Source organism: Paenibacillus chartarius (genome assembly GCF_042432825.1).
Classification (GTDB): Bacteria; Bacillota; Bacilli; order Paenibacillales; family NBRC-103111; genus Gordoniibacillus; species Gordoniibacillus chartarius.
In genome coordinates this window covers 23,297-42,035 of the sequence record NZ_JBHLWN010000051.1, presented here as the reverse complement: position 1 = coordinate 42,035, position 18,739 = coordinate 23,297, and the positions used below count along the sequence as shown (strand labels likewise).

13 protein-coding genes are annotated in these 18,739 nt (G+C 58.2%); 8 read left to right on the top strand and 5 right to left on the bottom strand.

Annotation, left to right across the window (positions count from 1 at the left end; translation table 11 throughout):
• The first annotated feature begins 21 nt into the window (after positions 1–21).
• Together aguB and ACFFK0_RS13555 are read left to right on the top strand one after the other, a co-directional pair.
• Positions 22–897 (top strand): N-carbamoylputrescine amidase, encoded by an 876-nt coding sequence (gene aguB / locus ACFFK0_RS13560; protein WP_377470779.1) that lies wholly within the window; start codon positions 22–24, stop codon positions 895–897.
• Between the two features lie 325 nt (positions 898–1,222).
• Positions 1,223–1,609 (top strand): VOC family protein, encoded by a 387-nt coding sequence (locus tag ACFFK0_RS13555; RefSeq protein WP_377470778.1) that lies wholly within the window; start codon positions 1,223–1,225, stop codon positions 1,607–1,609.
• 86 nt (positions 1,610–1,695) lie between these two features.
• Here ACFFK0_RS13555 and ACFFK0_RS13550 read toward each other — a convergent pair whose 3' ends face one another.
• Positions 1,696–2,079: a RidA family protein gene (locus ACFFK0_RS13550; protein WP_377470835.1), complete on the bottom strand. Its 384-nt coding sequence runs from the start codon at positions 2,077–2,079 to the stop codon at positions 1,696–1,698.
• A gap of 144 nt (positions 2,080–2,223) precedes the next feature.
• Between ACFFK0_RS13550 and ACFFK0_RS13545 the strand changes: the two genes are divergently transcribed.
• The 3 genes from ACFFK0_RS13545 to ACFFK0_RS13535 all read left to right on the top strand — a co-directional run bounded on the left by ACFFK0_RS13545 (position 2,224) and on the right by ACFFK0_RS13535 (position 3,984).
• The gene (locus ACFFK0_RS13545) at positions 2,224–2,430 is read left to right on the top strand and encodes a hypothetical protein (RefSeq protein WP_377470776.1); all 207 of its coding nucleotides are present in this window, start codon (positions 2,224–2,226) and stop codon (positions 2,428–2,430) included.
• A 73-nt stretch (positions 2,431–2,503) separates the two neighbouring features.
• On the top strand, positions 2,504–3,058 hold the full coding sequence (locus ACFFK0_RS13540; RefSeq protein ID WP_377470833.1) for a class I SAM-dependent methyltransferase: 555 nt from the start codon (positions 2,504–2,506) through the stop codon (positions 3,056–3,058).
• Between the two features lie 182 nt (positions 3,059–3,240).
• On the top strand, positions 3,241–3,984 hold the full coding sequence (locus ACFFK0_RS13535; RefSeq protein ID WP_377470775.1) for an MBL fold metallo-hydrolase: 744 nt from the start codon (positions 3,241–3,243) through the stop codon (positions 3,982–3,984).
• A gap of 56 nt (positions 3,985–4,040) precedes the next feature.
• Here ACFFK0_RS13535 and ACFFK0_RS13530 read toward each other — a convergent pair whose 3' ends face one another.
• Positions 4,041–4,925, bottom strand: coding sequence for a YitT family protein (locus tag ACFFK0_RS13530; protein WP_377470774.1), 885 nt, complete (start codon positions 4,923–4,925; stop codon positions 4,041–4,043).
• Positions 4,926–5,113: 188 nt separating this feature from the next.
• Between ACFFK0_RS13530 and ACFFK0_RS13525 the strand changes: the two genes are divergently transcribed.
• The gene (locus ACFFK0_RS13525) at positions 5,114–5,887 is read left to right on the top strand and encodes a threonine/serine exporter family protein (protein WP_377470773.1); all 774 of its coding nucleotides are present in this window, start codon (positions 5,114–5,116) and stop codon (positions 5,885–5,887) included.
• Complete coding sequence (locus tag ACFFK0_RS13520) at positions 5,884–6,321, top strand: threonine/serine exporter family protein (protein WP_377470772.1); 438 nt, start codon at positions 5,884–5,886, stop codon at positions 6,319–6,321. Before ACFFK0_RS13525 ends, ACFFK0_RS13520 begins: the two co-directional genes overlap by 4 nt.
• Before the next feature lie 264 nt (positions 6,322–6,585).
• On the opposite strand, the gene ACFFK0_RS13515 is transcribed toward ACFFK0_RS13520, so the two are convergent.
• From ACFFK0_RS13515 to ACFFK0_RS13505, 3 genes are all read right to left on the bottom strand, one after another.
• Positions 6,586–7,221, bottom strand: a complete 636-nt coding sequence (locus ACFFK0_RS13515) for an FMN-dependent NADH-azoreductase (RefSeq protein WP_377470771.1) — start codon at positions 7,219–7,221, stop codon at positions 6,586–6,588.
• Between the two features lie 164 nt (positions 7,222–7,385).
• Positions 7,386–9,704 (bottom strand): multicopper oxidase family protein, encoded by a 2,319-nt coding sequence (locus ACFFK0_RS13510; protein ID WP_377470770.1) that lies wholly within the window; start codon positions 9,702–9,704, stop codon positions 7,386–7,388.
• A gap of 788 nt (positions 9,705–10,492) precedes the next feature.
• Positions 10,493–12,253, bottom strand: a complete 1,761-nt coding sequence (locus ACFFK0_RS13505; RefSeq protein ID WP_377470769.1) for an HNH endonuclease — start codon at positions 12,251–12,253, stop codon at positions 10,493–10,495.
• Positions 12,254–12,474: 221 nt separating this feature from the next.
• Here ACFFK0_RS13505 and ACFFK0_RS13500 point away from each other — a divergent pair, with 221 nt between their 5' ends.
• Positions 12,475–18,723: a S8 family serine peptidase gene (locus tag ACFFK0_RS13500; RefSeq protein WP_377470768.1), complete on the top strand. Its 6,249-nt coding sequence runs from the start codon at positions 12,475–12,477 to the stop codon at positions 18,721–18,723.
• Positions 18,724–18,739: the final 16 nt, after the last annotated feature.

Genomic DNA, 18,739 nt, shown 5'->3' with positions numbered 1-18,739 from the left:
CAAAGGATAGGGGGAGAAACCATGAGAAAAGTAAAAGTAGCGGCTACGCAAATGAGCTGCTCGACGAATATTGAAGAGAACATTGCGAAGGGCGAGAAGCTGGTGCGGGAAGCCGCTGCACAAGGCGCGCAAATCATCCTGCTCCAGGAGCTGTTCGAGACGCCGTACTTCTGCCAGAAGGAAAAGTCCGACTACTACGTCTACGCCACGGAGCTTGAGCAAAATAAAGCGATTCAGCACTTCCGCGCAATTGCGAAGGAGCTGCAGGTAGTACTTCCGATCTCCTTCTACGAGAAGAAGAATTACGCCCGCTACAACTCGCTGGCGGTCATTGACGCCGACGGCACGGTGCTGGGCTTGTACCGCAAGAGCCATATTCCGGACGGTCCGGGGTATGAGGAGAAGTTTTATTTTAACCCGGGCGATACGGGCTTCAAGGTGTGGAACACGCGGTACGCCAAGATCGGCGTCGGCGTCTGCTGGGATCAGTGGTATCCGGAAGCGGCGCGCGTGATGGCGCTTATGGGCGCCGAGCTGCTGTTCTACCCGACCGCGATCGGCTCGGAGCCGCAGGACGGCTCGATCGACTCCAAAGACCACTGGCAAATGTGCATGCGCGGCCATGCGGCCTGCAACCTGATGCCGGTAATCGCATCGAACCGGATCGGCGTGGAGTCCGATGAGGATTCCTCGATTACGTTCTACGGCTCGTCGTTTATCGCCGGCCCGCAGGGCAACTTCGTTGCCGAAGCCGGCCGTACGGAAGAGACGGTGCTCGTTGCGGAGTTCGATCTGGATCAGCTCGAGACGCAGCGCATTGAGTGGGGCATCTTCCGCGATCGCCGTCCGGATCTGTACAAGGTGATCGCGACGTATGACGGGGAAAGAATGATTTAATATCGAGTGGAAGCCGCAGGCCTTTTGGTGCTTGCGGCTTTTTTGCGTTTGCTGCGCCGATATAGAAAGGGGCGTCTTCTCGGCATCGAACCGCCACAGCGTCCCAAGACCGCCCAAAGAGGGTCGTCTTCCGGGCACCGAGCCACCACGGAACCGTGATTTGTTTCATCCGCAGGATAACAAGCAAAATAACACCTTCAAAACCGCTATCCAGGGCAGGCGCAGGCCGCCGTCAATTTCAGCAATTGAAAAGAAATCCCGCCCACGCAGAACTGCTATATTGGAATCGGAGGCAGTTCAAATCAAGCTGGGAAGGATGAGAGTAATGGCAACGCTGATACCGTTTTTATTTTCAGAGGATGCGAGGGCGCAAGCGGAGTTCTACATCGGTGCGCTCGGCGGGGAGATCAACTCCGTCATGACGTATGGCGATGCTCCCGAGCCGATTGAAGGGCTGAAGGACAAAGTCATGCATATGTGCTTTACGGCCGCCGGGGTCACGTTCTTTATGGCCGATTCCATGACGCCATTAACGCGGGGAAACGACATCAGCTTGAATCTGCAGTTTAAAGCCGAAGCCGAAGGCAGAAACGCGTTCGAGAAGCTCGCAGCCGGCGGCCAAGTGCGGCAGCCGCTAGAACCGGTTTTCTGGGGCGGGTCGTACGGCGAAGTGGAAGACAAGTTCGGCGTCTTATGGATGATCAGCTGTTAAGCGGAAAATAATGATCGGAGAATAGGGCTGCTGCGGCAGCCCTATTCTCCGTATGATCAGAAGGCACACATTATCTTCTCCAATGATTACCCGACAATAGCCTCCGCCTCGATCTCCACAATCAGACGCGGGTCGATGAGCGCCTTCACTTCAACCATGGAAGCAGCCGGCCGAATGTCGCGGAAAAATTCGCCGTGAGCTCTGCCGATCGACTCCCATTGGGATATATCCGTGACAAACATACGCGTGCGCACGACGTGGGATAAGTCCGCGCCAAGCTCTTGAAGCGCCTTCTCAATCGTCTGCAGGATGAAGACGGTCTGCTCATACGGGCTGCCTTCCCCGACGACCTCGCCATCCTTCATGGCCGTTGTACCGGCTACTTCGATCCGGTCACCTACTCGAATAGCCCGGCAATAGCCGACGACCGGCTCCCAAGGAGACCCTGTGAACACTTGCTGCCTCTTCAAATTCATGAATACCACTCCTCTGCAACGTTTCTTAGCTGTGAATTATACAATGGGTTCCGGCAAAACAGTGCAAGAAAATGAAACAGCACTGCGACGGATAAGTATGGTACGATACAGGAAAGCTGTGTTTGGAGGAGTATGCGGATGGGCTGGGAGTATGTGCATGATCAGGACGAGTTCTCGGTATCGGTAGATAAAGAGAAAGGGCTGGCGATGCTGGAGCTGAGCTCTTCCGGGATTCGGCCGAAGTACGTCAGTCTGCAGCTTGAGCATGTGGAGCGGCTCGATGCGATCGTTCAAGCTCTGCAAGCGGTACGGCCGTATCTGAAATCGACAGCCAACAACGATTAACCGGAAAGCGGTGCATGGATTGGAATGGACAGGAGAGCGCATCATCCCGAAGCAGCTGAAGCCGACGAACGGGATGCTGCTGGAGCATGTGAGCCGGTATTATTTTGCTGCGCCGTATGCGAGAGGCCGGGTGCTTGATCTCGCCTGCGGCACCGGATACGGGAGCCACATGATCGCGAAAGAACGGAAGCGCGAAGTGACGGAGGTAGTGGCGGTGGATCTCGACGAAGAGACGCTGCGCTACGCAAAACGCGAATACCATCATCAAAAAATTACGTTCCTCCAGGGCGACGCCGCGGATCGTTCCCTTCCGGAGCGGCTGGGGCAGTTTGACACGATCCTCTGCTTTGAAACGTTCGAGCACATCGCCGACGAAGCGGCGCTGATGGACAACCTCTACCGGATGCTAAAGCCCGGGGGAATACTAGTGCTGTCGTCTCCGTTCGGGCGCGGCCGGGGGATGCCGACAAGCGAACCGTTCCATGTGCACCAACTGACGCCGGAGGAGTTCGGGGAGCTGTTCAAACGCTACGCCGACGTCGACATCTATTATCAGCGCGGAGTGACGTTCGAGAAGCCGCGGGACGGGGTGCGCTATTTTATCGGCATAGGGGTATGTGTGAAGTAAGTGAGCTTATCCCAAAGCGAAAATATTGTAACAAACGGACATCCAATTTTGTGAATTTTACATATTGACAAAAAATTATTTTTATGATATAATAATTATTTTGAGTATTGACCTTACTGGGGCGATTTGGTACAACTTAGAATGGATTGCTGCCCAATTCCCATTCCCAGGAGGTTAGCCGTATGAAAATTGCACCAGGTGTTCACATGCTTGAACTGGAGATCGACGGATTCGGAGGCAAATCGGTACTATGTCCGACGCTCATTCAGGATGAGAACGGGGCCGTACTGATCGATACCGGCATGCCCGGCTCGCTGCCGCTTATCCACGCCGCTATGCGGAAGGACGGCGTCGATCCCGCCAGTCTCCAGGCGATCGTCGTTACGCACCAGGACTTCGACCATATCGGCAGTCTGCCCGACCTCATCGGGCAATCCGGCAGTTCCCTTACCGTCTATGCGCATGAGCTGGACCGGCCTTATATCGAGGGGAAGCTGCCGCTGATCAAGACGACCCCGGAACGAATGGCTCCCGTACTGGAGAGGTTCCCGGATGAGGTACGACGCCAAGCTTTGGCGATGTTCTCGCAGCCTCCGAAGGCACCGGTGACCGATACTGTGGCGGATGGAGACGAGCTGCCGTATGGCGGGGGCATCCAGGTCATTCATACTCCCGGTCATACGGACGGACACATCAGCTTGTATGTAAAGCGAAGCAAGACGCTGATCGCCGCCGACGCCATGCTGATCGTGAACGGGGCGCTGCACCGGCCTGTCCCGCAAACGACACTCGATATGGAGGAGGCGATGCGCTCTCTCCATAAGCTGGCGAAGCTCGACATCGAAGCGATTGTCTGTTACCACGGAGGGCTCATCGCCGAAGGCGCAGGACAGCAGCTGCGTCAGCTGATTGCCGAAAGCCGATAATGCCAAAACAACCTAGCCTGCCAAAGCAGACTAGGTTGTTCCATTTTTCATGCCGGTCAGTGAATATCCCGCTTCTTGAACCGTCCGCCCTTCACGTCGTGAATGTTGCCGACGGCAAGGAACGCGTGCGAATCAAGCTCGTCGACAATCGACTTCAGCTTCGCTTCCTCCAGGCGGTTGATAACGCAGAAGACAACCTTCTTGTCATCGCCGGTATAGGCGCCTTCGCCCTGCAGGTACGTGACGCCGCGGCCGAGCCGGTCGATAATCGCATCGCCGATCACTTTATACTGGTCGCTGATGATCCATACCGACTTCGACTCGTCGAAGCCTTCGATCGTGACGTCGATCGTCTTGAATGCGATAAAATACGCAATCAGCGAATACATCGCATGATCCCATTGATACACAAACCCCGCGCTGCCGAGGATAAAAATATTGAAGAACATCACCGTCTCGCCTACCGAGAACGGCAGCTTTTTGTTCAGCAGAATCGCGACAATTTCCGTGCCGTCCAGGGAGCCTCCCGAGCGAATGACCAATCCGATGCCGATGCCGAGAATGATGCCGCCGAACACGGCCGCCAGCAGCGGATCGATGGTGATCGGAGGAACCGGATGGAGCAAGGTCGTGCCGATCGACATCACAAGGACGGAAAACAATGTGGATATCGCGAACGTTTTGCCGATTTGTTTGTACCCTAGAAATAAAAACGGCAGGTTGAGCAGGGTCAGGAACAAGCCGAGCGGCCAGCCGCTCAAGTGTGAGGCGATAATGGAAATCCCGGTGATACCGCCGTCGATAATGCTGTTAGGCACAAGGAAAATTTCCAGTCCGACCGACACCATGCAGGCTCCGAGGAAGAGAAACAAAATCCGGCGCAGCAGCTTGGCGTAGGAAAGCCTTGTATGTTTGATGGTGTTCTCATTCGCAGTATTCATAAGATACACCCCCCTTGTATATGATATCATAAATAATTCTTATAAAGAACCTGCGGACCCTGTCGATTCGTGGTTATTTTTGCCGAGGTTCGCCTTTGTCAGCTGCCTGTTCCTATGATAGGATAGGAGAAACCACCTGCATGTGCACGGGTGGCTTCTTTACTGAACAGCCGGGGGAGCCTGCATATATGGATGAGAAGTTCAATGCCACCATCGAGACTTGCCTCATAGCCGGGAAAATCATCCTGCAATCCGGCGGCGAAACGTACCGCGTTGAGGATACGATGACGCGAATCGCCGCTGCGTTAGGACTTCAGGATGCGCAAAGCTTCGTTATGCCAACGGCGATTATATTTACAGCCGACGGCGGCTCCGCGCATCCGACGACGCGGATGGTGCGCATCTCCGAGCGGTCGACCGACCTGCGGAAGGTGACGCTGGTGAACGCGATTTCGCGCCGAATCAGCAGCGGCGGGCTCTCCGCCGAAGAGGCGCTCGCCATGCTGAGGCAGATCGACGCCTCCGGTACGTCTTATCCGCTTTGGCTGCAGGTTGTTGCGGCTGCGCTTGTAAGCGGATCGTTCCTTATTATGTTCAAGGGGGAATGGTACGATTTTGGCGCGGCTTGCCTAGCGGGCGGAATCGGATATTACGGCTCGTATTGGTTCCATCGTCTGGTGGCGATTAAGTTTTTTGCGGAGTTTCTGGCGGCCTGGATCATCGGCGTCGTTGCCTTCGTCATGGTTCATTACGGAGCGGGGCGCGATCTTGATGCGATCATCGTCGGCTCCGTCATGCCGCTCGTACCGGGCGTGCTTATTACCAATGCGGTGCGGGATCTGATGGCCGGCCACTTGGTGTCGGGCATATCGAAGGGCGCGGAAGCGTTCCTGACCGCATTCGCGATCGGCTCGGGCGTCGCCTTTGTGCTGTCGCTGTTTTCCAAGGGGGTGGGTCTATGATTGCACAGCTGATAACGAGCTTTATCGCCTCGGCAGGGTTCGGAATTATATTCAACGTGCCGCGGGATACGCTGCTGCGATGCGGGTTCGTCGGCATGGCCGGGTGGCTGGTATATGTGCTTATGGCATACGAGCATGCTATCGATCCGATCATCGCGACCTTGTGCGCCTCCTTCGCGGTAACGGTGACAAGTCAGGTGCTGGCCAAGCTGTTCCGGACACCGATTATTGTTTTCAGCGTCGCCGGCATTATCCCGCTCGTGCCTGGCGGCATTGCCTACGATGCGATGCGCAACGTTGTGGAGAATCAGTACGACCAGGCGCTGCAGCTTGCGGCTAAGGCGTTCATGCTGTCGGGAGCGATCGCGATCGGACTCGTCTTCTCCGAGGTGCTCAATCAGCTGCTCATGCGCCGGAAGCAGAACGTGGGCTGATTTGCCGGGCGACTAGTATAGTACCGGTGTGCAACGGCAGCTGCATTAATGGCTAGGCGGAATTCCTCAAGCTAATTCAGCAATAAACTGCAATTTGTGTGGTTTAGCGGAAAAACTATTAATTTTTTGAAAAACGCCGATATGCCGCAATAATCAGGAATGTAAGCGGAGCCAATTGTGTTATATGCATCTTACCTTGCAAAAAAAGGCCGTCGCCTTAAGTAGATCGATCTGCTTAAGGGACGGCTTTTTTCTCTTGAAAGATTAGAAGCTCTTTGCGGCTTCCACGGCTTTAGCGATTGCGGCTTCTTTGATGGCTTGCGCTTTGTCCGGGAACGCGTTCATGCCTTCCGCGAAGATTGCTTGAACGTCGGTAATGCCGACAAAACCGAGTACCGTTCTCAGGTAACGATGGCCATTCTCGACTTCAGCTGCAGGACCCTCGGAGTAAATACCGCCGCTCGCCTGGATGTGCAGAGCTTTCTTGCCTCCGAGCAGGCCTACCGGGCCGGACTCGGTGTAGCGGAACGTCTTGCCGGCGACGCAGAACGAGTCGATGTATGCCTTCAGCACCGGCGGGAAGGAGAAGTTCCACATCGGGGAGACAAACACGTATTTGTCAGCGGCGGCGAACTGATCGGAAAGCTCGTTCAGACGTGCGACTTTGGCCTGCTCTTCGGCAGACAGAGCGGAGAACTCGGAGCCCGAGCGAAGCTTGCCCCAGCCGCTGAACACGTCGGCGTCAATATGCGGAATGTTCAGGTTATACAGGTCGAGGTGGATGACTTCGTCCTGCGGATTCGCCTCGCGGTAGCTATCGACGAACGCTTTGCCGACGGCCATGGAAACCGAGGTTTGATGGTCGTGCGGGTGCGCCGTAATGTACAGAACAGTAGACATGATAATTCCTCCTGAAAAAATTATTAACTTCACAAAAGTAAGTATAATGGAGTGTGCAACGTATTTCAAGTATGTAGGTTATAAAAAGTAATTTGATTATTTGTAAAAAAATCATACAGCCGCATCCAGTAAAGGAAGCGGCTGACGGAACACGGACGGGGGAATTATTCCGGATGGTTAGTAGTGGCGGAGCCCACGCTGTAGGGCGTTGTGACGCCGTCGTACATCAGATGCATGGACATACCTGCGGCCGCGTGCTGAAGGTTATGGCAGTGATCCATCCAGATGCCGGGATTATCGGCGCGGAATGCAAGCTCGAACGTATCACCGGGGGTCACATCCAGGGTATCCGACCACCATGGACTGCCGTCCGCCGGAACGCCGTTCCGCGAAAGGACGAGGACGTGGTGCCCGTGCAAATGCATAGGATGGTCGAAGAAGCTGCGGTTGACGATCGTCACTTTGACAAGATCGCCTTCCCGGACGAGGAATGAAGGCGTCTTAGGGAAGACGGCGCCGTTCATCGTATACAGCAGATCGAAATTGCCATTGTAGAAGCCCAGCTTCTGATCGAGCACCATCGTGAATTCGCGGTCAAAGCGGCTGTCCGCACCGAAAGGCGCGGCTTGCGGCGTTCCGTAATGAAGCGGATCGAAGGTCGCCAGCGCCGGAATCGGCGGCGGATTCCCTTGACCGTCGGGGCTCATCAGGAGACCGCTATCGGAACTATCCCCGATGCTCAGGAACACGGGCCGGTCCGGCATCGTAAAGGTGACATCATAGCGTCCGCCTGTTGTAAGCTCAAGCCGGGTGTTTTGCAGAATGCTCGGTTCGTGCAGGTCGGTACCGTCGATAGCGGCTACTTGGAACGGAACGCCAATCAGCGCATAGGTTCGGCGTGCCCAGTCGTCGGTGTTGAGCAACCGCAGGCGGACTTTCGTTCCGGCCGGGATGCTGGACCGCTGCAGCGTATCGGACGAGCCGATGGCCAGACCCGCCCCATCCCAAACATGGGTGACGACAGGAATATCCATCGCAGGCTGTGCCGGTGCCGAGGCGGGAATGGTGCCGGAAGTTTCAACGGTGCCAGTGGTGCCAGCGGTGCCGTTGGTGACAGGGATATCGGCGGTTTCGGGTTCGACGATCAGAGCGCCGAACAGTCCCTTCCGGACAGCTTCCGACGACACTTGGTGCGAATGGTACCAGAACGTTCCGGCTTGCATGGCGCGGAATCGGTACGTGTGTGTCTCGCCCGGCATAACGGCATTCTGCGTGACGCCGGCGACGCCGTCTTCCGCATTCGGCACATCGAGGCCGTGCCAATGCAGCGTTACCCCCGCATCGATATCTTCGTTACGAAGCGTCACCTCGATCAGCTCGCCCTTCTTCATTCGCAGCTCGGGGCCCGGCAGCTCCCCGTTAAACGTCCAGGCGTCAACCTGCTTGCCGGAGCTTAAGGTGACGACGGCCCGGCGGGCGGTCAGCTCGAAGCTCCGGTCCGGATCGCCTGTCTGAGGCCCTGTCAGCTGATCAACGGTCAGCTGGCGAGCGCGTGGCTCGGCAGCGTATACGGCGGGGGCGGCGGCTGCGGCGGCGAGCGAGGCGCCAGTCATGCTGTGAAGGTGTCCGGCTTGAACAGTACCCGCAGCTAAGTTATTGGCCCCGATGACAGCTGTACCGGGGATGCCGTCATCCACAGGACCCGCCATCATATTCAGCTCTCCGGGCAGCAAGCTGCTTTGGTAAGCCGCGTAGATCGGGTAAGCGGCGGAGGCGGCAACGGCCGCGAGGATGGCCGCACCGCTCACGGCCCGTTTCCAAAGCGGCCCCCGCACCGCGGCGCCCGTACGCTCGACAGCTGCGGCCCGGCTGCGTTGGCTCATCCATAGCGCAGTCAGAGCGACCAACACGGCGGCAAGCGGAATGGCAAGCTCCTGCCAGCTGAGAGAGGCAGGCGGGACAATCCTGAAATATAAGGCCGCGGCCGCTCCAAGCGCCGAAGCGGCGTAGGGAAGCGTCAGCCACGGCGATGCCGCTCTGCGAAGGAGCTTCAGCTCTGCGCTTGCCGCGGCGCTAGGGGCTTCGGAGGCTGCGACGGAGGTGAAAGCATCCATATCGGGAGCAGACTCTTTGGCTTCGAGCTTAGCTGCACTCCTGGCGGCAACGCCGGCGCCGATCAGAGACGGAACGGACAGCAGCCAGACAGCGGCCAAAGGAAGTAAAAGCAGAGGCGCCTCCAAGTAAAGTCGTTCTTCCCACAGGGCGGGCGGATAAGCGGACATCAGCATCCACATACAGGCCGCGGCGCCTGCGGCAGGGAGGAGGAGCAGGAAGGACCAGCCCCATTGTTTGGCGAGGCGGCGGCGAATCACACCTGTGCTTCCGCCGTAGACTATACGAGTGGCTTTGGACGCTGCGATCCAAGCCAATATGAACTGCAATGCCAGAGCCGGCAGCTCTAGGCCTGACCATAGTGAGTACACGTGAATATCCCCCTGAACGTCTAGCGTGATGGCTCCATTGTAACGTTCCAAGGGAGGCGTGCACACCGGCGCAGGTTGGAAGTCCGGCCCCGACTTTGGTTGGGGGGAGGATGGATAATGAAGCCGTTGGAGAGGGTCATGCACCCATGCTGATAGAAATCGGACATAGTTGCAAATCCGTACAGTATTATGGGGGCGCCCGAATCGAACTTCTTTTTTCGTGACCGATGATATTCCAGGCGCAAAATTGGCGATTAACGGTGCCGTCCATCCGGTGCCGGCCCCAAGCTGTACGCATGAATAGGAATCGGTATCGGCCGGGATGCGTGGGTGTACGGCTGTCTTTTGAAACCGGCCCATTCCCGCGGATTCGAATAAGTTTGAGCGAAAACCCATTCAAATCAGTCTAATTTCATGCGATTGGATTTAGGTTCAATTAATTATAATTGATTTTTCCAGCATTCTGTGCTTGCTAAAGCGTTCCAGATCAGGTAAGATAGTAAAGTATTTGAAGGTAACCCCTTTAGTTCCGCGTTTAGCAGGATTCCTCACGACAATCCTCAACAAACCTCCAAGCTTTTCTCTTACTCAGGCTGCAAGTAGGATGGACAACGGATCACGAATTCAACACTGGAGCGGTCATTGGAGCCGCAAGGACAGAAGAGAGGCAGGGCTTTTGTCGCTTACGTGCCACAGGTCAACATTGGAACTAGCTCGCGGTTTCCGCGAATACGATAAAGATCCCCGTACCGGTTCAGGTGCGGGGATCGTCCATTTTAGAGGGATATTTAAGCTTCTTCATTGTCGTCCTCATAAAATTCGTCGAGGTCGCGGCTGGCTTTGCTCTGGTTGCAGAGGTGGCAGGCGCACACGCAGTTGACGGGCGTCGTATGCCCGCCCTTCGAACGGGGCACGAGATGGTCGATCGTGTCGCCGTATTCGCCGCAAAAGAAGCACGTGTATCGGTCCCGTGTCAAAATATAGCTTCGAAACGACTTGTTCGTATAGATGCGCCGGATCGTATAGGAGTTGATGACGACGGCGGCGTGCTCTTCGACGAGATTGACGGCTGTGGCCAGGTCGGTATCCTGCACCCAGCGCCGGCCTTTGTCGGTGCGGCCGCGCATTTTGATGACGCCGGCGCGAGTCGGGCGCAGCACCGAAGCGTCCGGCCCGGGAGGCCGCGGCGGCGGCACCGGCAGCGGCCGGCGGACACGCCGCGGCGGGATGGCTGGCGCTTCCGCCGCGGGCGCGGGGTTGTCGCCGCCGGCGAGCAGCGCGCGAGCGGCGGCCTTGGCGCTGCGCCGGCCGCGGCGGCGGCGCCTTTTGCGGGGCGCGGCGGCGGGCTCGGCGGCCGCGCCCGGGTTTGGCGATGCCCCAGCGGGGGCATCGCCGGGGTGGGCGGCCCCGTCCAGGGGGGCCGCCTCCGGCGCAGCCGCGCCGGCGCGAGCCCGAGACCCGGCATCAGCCGGGTCCGGGGCGGGCGCCGCTGCGGCAGTGGTTGCCGCTGCCGCGGCAACGGCTCCAGGCGCGGGCGGCTGCGCCGTTCCCGCGTTCTTGCGGCGGCGCCGCCGGCGCTTGCGCGGAGCGCTGCCGGTAGCGCTTACAGCCGCCATGCGGCCAATTGCGGCATCCAAGTCGGACCGCCGTCGATCAATCATGGGCGGAGAACCGTCAAGTACGGCATGGCTGCTTGCCGCCGCCGAGTTGTCATGGCCGCTAGCCTCCACCAAGTTCCCATGGCCGCTTACCGCCGCCGAATTCTCCGGCAGGCCGCTGCTGCTCGTAGACTTCCGGTCATTCGGCGCCTCATCGCTCCAACCTGGTGACGGCTCCCTCGGCAGCTTTCCGGAGCTAGCCGCCGATGTGGCTCCCAGTGCCCCGACACTATCGACGTCCGCCCTTTCGCTCATGAAGCCGTTTCCGCGAAGCTCCTCTCTCCCGTAGCCGGACCCACGAAGCTCTCCACTCCCGTAACCCGTTCCGGGAAGCTCCCCACCTCTGTTACCTGTTACGCCAAGCTGCTCACTCTCACGACCGGTTCCACGAAGCTGCTCGCTCCCGTAACCGGCTCGCCCAAGCTTCCCGCTGCCGGAAACCGCTCCGCCAAGCGGCGGCTCCCCTGCCCGCAGCCGGCAGGTCCGGCAAGCGCCCCGGCGGCCGGTACGTCCGGACCTCCGTCCGGTGCGCCGCTTGAACTCGCTCAGCGGGTACCATTGACCGCAATGCACACACAGCTTTGATTCCGCTTGCACGGTAAGCACTCCGCCTCCCTGAGCGGTTTGCCGCTCATCTGTCTGCACCTCAAACCCAAATTCCGCCTGCCCGTCGATCAGTCCGTCGTGCGGACGACGTTCATGCTCTCTGCCTTGCTCTTCAACGAGCCTCTCTTGCCTTGCGTACCGACTGCTGCCTCCCGCATGCCGCTCTTCAGCCTGTACCGCACCGGCGGCGGGGCCGCCGTCCGAATGGGGAACCGGAACCTCCGAGAGCGGAGTATCGGATCCGTGCTTTCTTCTTCTGCGCGGCTCTTGCTCTTTGATGTCCATCCGTCATTTTCTCCGTTCCCGCAATGTCCTGTCTCTTTAGTATACACAACACCTGCGTTCTTGTAACTTCCGCTGCCAGAGCACAGCGAATTGCATCATCCGCATATACCTGCGTATCGGCTGTCCCGCATTCATAATTTTTTTTAAAACTGTCTCTCTCTCTTTTACGATAAAATTCCGATATGGTAGTTTATGACAAGGAAATGGGAGGGAGATACCCGGTGAGAGTGAGAAAGCTGCCGATATTGTTGGCTTTATTGTTATTCTTTATCTCGTTTATGAATCTATCGCCGACATACGCCGCCGATAAGCCGCGTGTGGAAGCGAAGAGCAAGATCGAGCAGCCGGTACTCGATGAGTTGGAGAAAAACGAGTACGTTTCGGTGCTTGTCGAGCTATCGGATCAAGTAGATACGGCGGCGGCAGCGAGAACGGCGAAGCAGCGTCTGGAAACGCAGAGCAAGCGATCGGGCCGCGCGGCGACCAGCTATGACAAGAAGAAAGCGGCGCATAGAGAGGTCGTGTCCTCGCTGAAGACGCTTGCGGAAGATACGCAGCAGGGCATGATCGGCTATCTTGACGTGCAGAAGAGTCAGGGCCGCGTGCAGGATTACAAAAGCTTTTACATCATCAATATGCTGTCTGTGCGGGCGGACCGGTCGGTTATACAGAAGCTGGCCCAGCGGAAGGAAGTCGTGAGAATTACCCTGGACGAGAAAATCGACATCATACCTGCGCCGCCCCCGGAGCCGGTCAAGTCTATGGCGGCCATGAAGGCAGATGCGGATTCCGGCCTGTTGGAATGGAATATAGGCAAAATTTTAGCTGATCAAGTGTGGAGTCTCTATAATGTCAAAGGAGCCGGGGTCGTTGTCGGTATCATTGATACCGGCGTCGATTGGACGCATCCCGAGCTGATGCGGAAGTGGAGAGGCTACAACCCGAACGATCCCGACCATCCGAACCCTGCCGGCAACTGGTTCGATTCGAACGGCAGCCAGCTTCCGTATGACCCGGACGGTCATGGTACGCATGTAGCGGGAACGATTTTGGGCTCGGATCCGAATACCGGCCATATCTCGGGCGTAGCGCCGGAGGCCACCTGGATTGCGGCCATGGGGCTGGGCGAAACGTCGGACATGATGGCGGCCTGCGAATTTATGCTGGCGCCGAATGGCGATCCGGAATTAGCTCCGGATATTGTCAACAATTCTTGGAGTATAAAAACCACTAGGGTGGTTGAGTATTATCGCGAGGTGATTCAGAAGTGGCGAGACGCCGGCATCGTCCCCGTCTTCGCCGCAGGTAACGAAGGGCCAGGAAGCTCTACGCTTACTCCTCCGGGCAATTACCCGGAGAGCTTCTCGGTCGCGGCTGTAGATACGAACAATGCCATCGCGTCATTTTCCAGCCGGGGCCCATCCCCGTACCCGGGCATCCAGAAGCCGGATATCGCCGCTCCCGGCGTCAATATCCGATCGGCAAAACCCGGCGGCGGATATAAGGTGAACGAAGGAACCTCGATGGCGGCTCCGCATATTGCCGGAACGGCGGCGCTTCTGCTATCTGCGGATGCCTCATTGTCCGTTGCGGAAGTAGAGGACATTCTGAAGGGGACCGCGACGCCGGCAACGGACAGCAAGTATCCGGCCTCGCCGAACGAGGCTTACGGCTATGGCGTGGTTAACGCACTTGCGGCAGTGTCCTCCGTCATGCCCGATCATGCCGGTACGATCAGCGGGCAGGTGCTGCAGGCCGCCAGCGATCTGGAGTCTCCCGAGCTTTACGTAACCGCCGATGTGGGAGACGAGGGTTTCGTCGGTTTGGAACAGACCGTAAGCGCTGTGGTGTATGACAATTATTCGATTCAAGACGTGCGGCTCAAAGTGGAGGACGGTCAAGGTGCGGAGGTGGCGTCCATTCCGATGGTGCGTCAAAGCGGGGGACGTACCGAAGCGGCATATACAGCGTCGATACCGGGTTCGGTAGTTCAAGCGCCGGGCATTCGCGTGCATGTCGAAGCCGTCGACGAGGCGGGCAATAAGGAAGCTTCGGAGCCGAAATGGATGAACGCTGAGTTTGGTCTGCTGCCGGGGCGGACGATTGATTTTGAACATAACGCGGGTCCCTTGAAGCTCGACGGATGGACGCGGGAAAAGAGCGTGAATCCGCTGCCGGCGGGCGGCGAGCACATCGCTTCGTCGTCAGGGGGTACGGCTAGCGAAATCGAACTGATGGTCGACATGCGGCAGCTGGATAAGGCTTATTTGCAATTCGACTCGTGGGCTAGCGGCGGAATGCTGTACGGCTATTATTCTATAACTGGCAAACATAGCAGGGCCTTCGAAGTATCAAGCGAATCATGGGAGCAAGTTTCTGTCGATCTCAGCGAGTTCGCCCGCCAGACGGAGCCCCTGCATATTCGGCTGATCAAACGATATCCGCAGCGATGGTCTATCGACAACTTGCGGATTGCGACGAGCGCACCGGAGAACCCCGCTTCGGTGAGCGGGAATGTTATCATCTCCCCGGTCAGTCAAAGCGTCGGCGGGACATCCGCAGCGAGCCTGGAGCCGAATGAAGCTGCATCCGCGCTGGCGGGCGTCAAACAAGTCGCCGCTGCCGTGTACGAGCCCGATCCTGTGGAAGCTTATCCGATCGCTGCGGAAGTGACGGTCGTTGAGACGGGACGCACGGTCCGCTCGGATTTTGAAACCGGAAGCTTCACCATGTATACACTGCAGTCCAAGAACGATCAGGACCGCTATACGCTCCGAGTGAGCGCGCCGGGCTTTAAAACGATAGAGAGGCAGCTGGTTGTTGCCGGCGAGCAGCAGCTGAACTTCGTTCTGGAGCCGATCACTTACGGACAGCTGACCGGACATGTCGTCGACAGCGTCAGCAGGATGGCGATTCCGAATGCGACACTCCGTCTGCGCGAATATATGGGAGTGCCGATTACGTATACGGGAGCGGACGGAACCTTCTCGATGAGCGATGTCCCCGACGGCATGTATACAATGCGGGTAACGGCGCCGAGATATCGCAACGCCGATATTCCGGTGGAGGTCGTCGGCAACGAAGTGAGGAACGTCGATGTCCGGCTCGAGGCTTGGAGCGAATCCCTCGATTCCGATCTTTTGGCGTACGATGACGGACAAGCGGAGCAGTTCGTGCCGTTCCAACAAGATAAGAATGCTTGGGCGCTGCGGATATCCCCGAACGGGTGGAGGCAGCTGCAGGGAGTGAGCTTCGAAGCGGGCTCGACCGGAGGGACGGCCAAACCGGGTATCGTGCAGCTCAGCGTCCACCATGTGGAGGCTTCGGGCGGACCGGGGGCGGCGATCGGGTCAGCGTTCGCGGAGGCCTTGCTGGAGGAAGGCTGGAACACAGTGCTGCTCCCGCAGCCGTTAGATTTATATGACGATGTTTTTGTAGTCGTTTCGAAGCCGGAGGCGGTTGGAGCCACTGCGCTTGGAATCGGACTGGACCGTTCCGCGGGGATTGCGGGCCGTACGTTTGCACGCGGCAGCGGAGGATATACGCCGGATGCGGAGAGCGATGCCATGATCCGGGCGATCGTCACGCCGGTGCTGCCGCCTTCGGCGGTGACCGACCTAAACGTTCAGAGTCATTCGAGCGATTCCGTGCAGCTGCGATGGACGAAAGCCGAAGGAGCGGCAAGCATCGTGGTCGAGGGCGCCGAGGAAGGAGGGGCGTGGACGGAGCGGCTAACCGGTCTGTCTGAGGATGCGGTATCGGCGGCCATAAGCGGATTGCTTCCGAATCGTGCCTATTCCTTCCGTCTGCGCATCGTCGGCGGCAAGAATGAAGGCTTGTCCAACGAGGTATCGGTTCGAACGGATGCCGTTCCATTCACAGGCCTTGGAGTCGGTGCTATTGCGTCCAGACAAATTCAGCTGAAATGGCCGGCAATCGGCGATGCAGCTGCATTGCGTGTCGTGCAATCGGCGGACGACGGCGCGACGTGGTCGGCCGCGGTAACGGATGTGCTGACGAGCACGTCGAATACGGCTGAAGTGAAGGGTCTTAGTCCCGCTCAAAGCTATCGCTTCCGTCTTGAAATTACAGGCGGGGTGCATGAGGGGCTGTCCAATTCCGTCCCCGCCGTCACCTCCGCCGAGCCGATCGCCGATCTGCGCATAAGGGAAGGCGGCATCACATCGAACGGAGCCATATTGGAGTGGACGGCGGCAGATGCCGCAATCTCGGTTCGACTGCTGCAATCCGCCGACTCCGGTATAAGCTGGGACGAAGCAAAAGGACCGGCTCTCGCCGCGGACGCTGCGTCAGTTCGTGCAGAGTCGCTTGTGCCGAACCAGACCTACCGATTCAAGCTCGTTGTGGAGGGCGGACCGAATCAAGGGGAATCCAACTCGATTGAGCTGACCACGCTTTCGGAACCGGTCGAAGCTTTCCGGGCGGACTCAATCGGCTATGACCGCGTTACATTATCGTGGAAGCGGGCTGTCGGCGCCGCATCGTATGACATCGATCGCTGGGACCCGGATGCAGCGGCATGGAAGCCCGTCGACGCGGTGATTGACATGGAGCAGGGAACGGCTGAGGTATCGGGTCTCGTCAATAATACTCCGTACCGTTTCCGGTTAACGGTTCGCGGCGGGCAATCGGACGGGATGACGGTCAGCGTGGAGGCAATCACCCTTGCCGCCGTAGCCGGCATCCGATTCGATTCCGATGAAACGCTGGTCCTCCGGCCAGGCGACGAGCCGGTTGCTTTGAAGGCCATCGTGGAGCCGGATAATGCCGCCGATCCATCCGTGAGATGGTCGATTACCGGCCCCGCTTATGCCGAGGTCACCGAAGACGGCAAGCTTTCCGCACTCCGCAAAGGGGAGACGGAGGTTACCGTAACAACGGTTCAGGGCGGCTTTCAAGCGGTTCGAAAAATTATGGTCGAGAACAGCGCTCCGATGCGGGGGAAAGACATTCCAAAGATGACGGCAACGGCCGGAGACAGTGCAATTCGACTCAATTGGACGCCATATTTCTATGATCCTGATGGGGATGCGCTGACGGTTCAGGCATCGGTCTATAACTCGAATATCGCCGACGCTGCCGTAGTGGGTGCGCATATCGCAATCACGCCGAAGCAGTCCGGCGAGACACCGGTGACGATAACGGTGTCGGACCCGGATGGGGCTACGGTTAAGACGGAGTTCATCCTGCGTGTGGACGCCAGGCCGGAGGAACCGGATTCGACGGGCGAAAACGGCGGGCCGATTGCCGCGGGGATTAAGCCCGCTCAGCCGGCAAAAAATAACGACAGCGAGCAGATCGTGTTAACGGAGATAACTCCGGATATGATCAGGGAGGATGGAGGGGCTGTGCGCCTGTCTGTCGTTGGCAACGGTGCAGCCGCCCGGGTCGTCCTTACCCCTTCGTTCATAGCCGATATGCAGTCTACCGGGGCTGAACTCAAGCTGATGGTGGAAGCGCCGGCAGGCTCGTATCTCTTACCGGTTTCCGAACTGCCGCTGGGCGAGTATGCCGCACGGCTCGGAGTGTCGTCCGAGCAGCTGCGCTTCGAGGTAGTCATTGCCGAGGCGGACGATAAAGACGTGGCGAAGTTCCGCAAGCTGATCGAAGCGGCGGGCGGGATGCAGCCAATCGGGGTTCCGCTGCAGTTCACCATGCGGGTTACCGGGAGCAGCGGGCAATCGGCCTCTATCGATGAACTTCCGGTTTTCGTAGAGCGGACGATCTCGGTGAAGGGCGAGCTGCCCCCAGCCAATACGATTGTGCTGTGGTATAACGAGGCCTCCGGGCAATTCGTGCCCGTGCCGACTACAGTCCGGCATGAGAACGGAATGAGCCGGGTCGTATTCAAGCGGAACGGTAACAGCATATATACGGTCGTGCGGGTTGAGCCCGTATCTTTTACCGATATGTCTTCGCATTGGGCTCAACAGACGGTGCAGACGATGGCCACACGGCAAATCGTAAACGGCACGGCGCCGGATCAATTCTCGCCGGACCGGCGGGTCACACGCGCCGAGGCGGTTGCCATGGCGGTACGCGCACTTGGCTTGGGCGCCGGTGAGACCGCAGCGTTTCGCGATGTGGCGAGAGGTGACTGGTACTACGGCAGTGTAGCGGCAGCCGTAAAGGCGGGCTTGATTTCCGGCTATGAAGACGGTTCGTTCCGGCCGGAGCAGCTCGTGACCCGGCAGGAGCTGGCTGTCATCATGAGCCGCATGGCGCATTATGCCGGGCAGGCATCGGATGCAAGCTACCCGGATGCGCTCCGTTCGTACGGCGACCGGGATCGCATCGCGGATTGGGCGAAGGAGAGCATGGCTCTGTGGGTGCAGTCCGAAGTGTTAACGGGCGACGGCTCCGGGCTGAAGCCGGAAGCCCCCGCCACGAGGGCTGAATTGGCAACGATGGTATACAGGCTGATGAAGCATGTGAAGTTTATGGAATAAGTTGTATTCGAAGAGG

Excerpts from the sequence above, each read along its gene's own strand:
- aguB (WP_377470779.1), top strand. The coding sequence starts at position 22 with ATGAGAAAAGTAAAAGTAGCGGCTACGCAAATGAGCTGCTCGACGAAT.
- ACFFK0_RS13555 (WP_377470778.1), top strand. The coding sequence starts at position 1,223 with ATGGCAACGCTGATACCGTTTTTATTTTCAGAGGATGCGAGGGCGCAA.
- ACFFK0_RS13545 (WP_377470776.1), top strand. The coding sequence starts at position 2,224 with ATGGGCTGGGAGTATGTGCATGATCAGGACGAGTTCTCGGTATCGGTA.
- ACFFK0_RS13540 (WP_377470833.1), top strand. The coding sequence starts at position 2,504 with ATGCTGCTGGAGCATGTGAGCCGGTATTATTTTGCTGCGCCGTATGCG.
- ACFFK0_RS13535 (WP_377470775.1), top strand. The coding sequence starts at position 3,241 with ATGAAAATTGCACCAGGTGTTCACATGCTTGAACTGGAGATCGACGGA.
- ACFFK0_RS13530 (WP_377470774.1), bottom strand. The coding sequence starts at position 4,925 with ATGAATACTGCGAATGAGAACACCATCAAACATACAAGGCTTTCCTAC.
- ACFFK0_RS13525 (WP_377470773.1), top strand. The coding sequence starts at position 5,114 with ATGGATGAGAAGTTCAATGCCACCATCGAGACTTGCCTCATAGCCGGG.
- ACFFK0_RS13520 (WP_377470772.1), top strand. The coding sequence starts at position 5,884 with ATGATTGCACAGCTGATAACGAGCTTTATCGCCTCGGCAGGGTTCGGA.
- ACFFK0_RS13515 (WP_377470771.1), bottom strand. The coding sequence starts at position 7,221 with ATGTCTACTGTTCTGTACATTACGGCGCACCCGCACGACCATCAAACC.
- ACFFK0_RS13505 (WP_377470769.1), bottom strand. The coding sequence starts at position 12,253 with ATGGACATCAAAGAGCAAGAGCCGCGCAGAAGAAGAAAGCACGGATCC.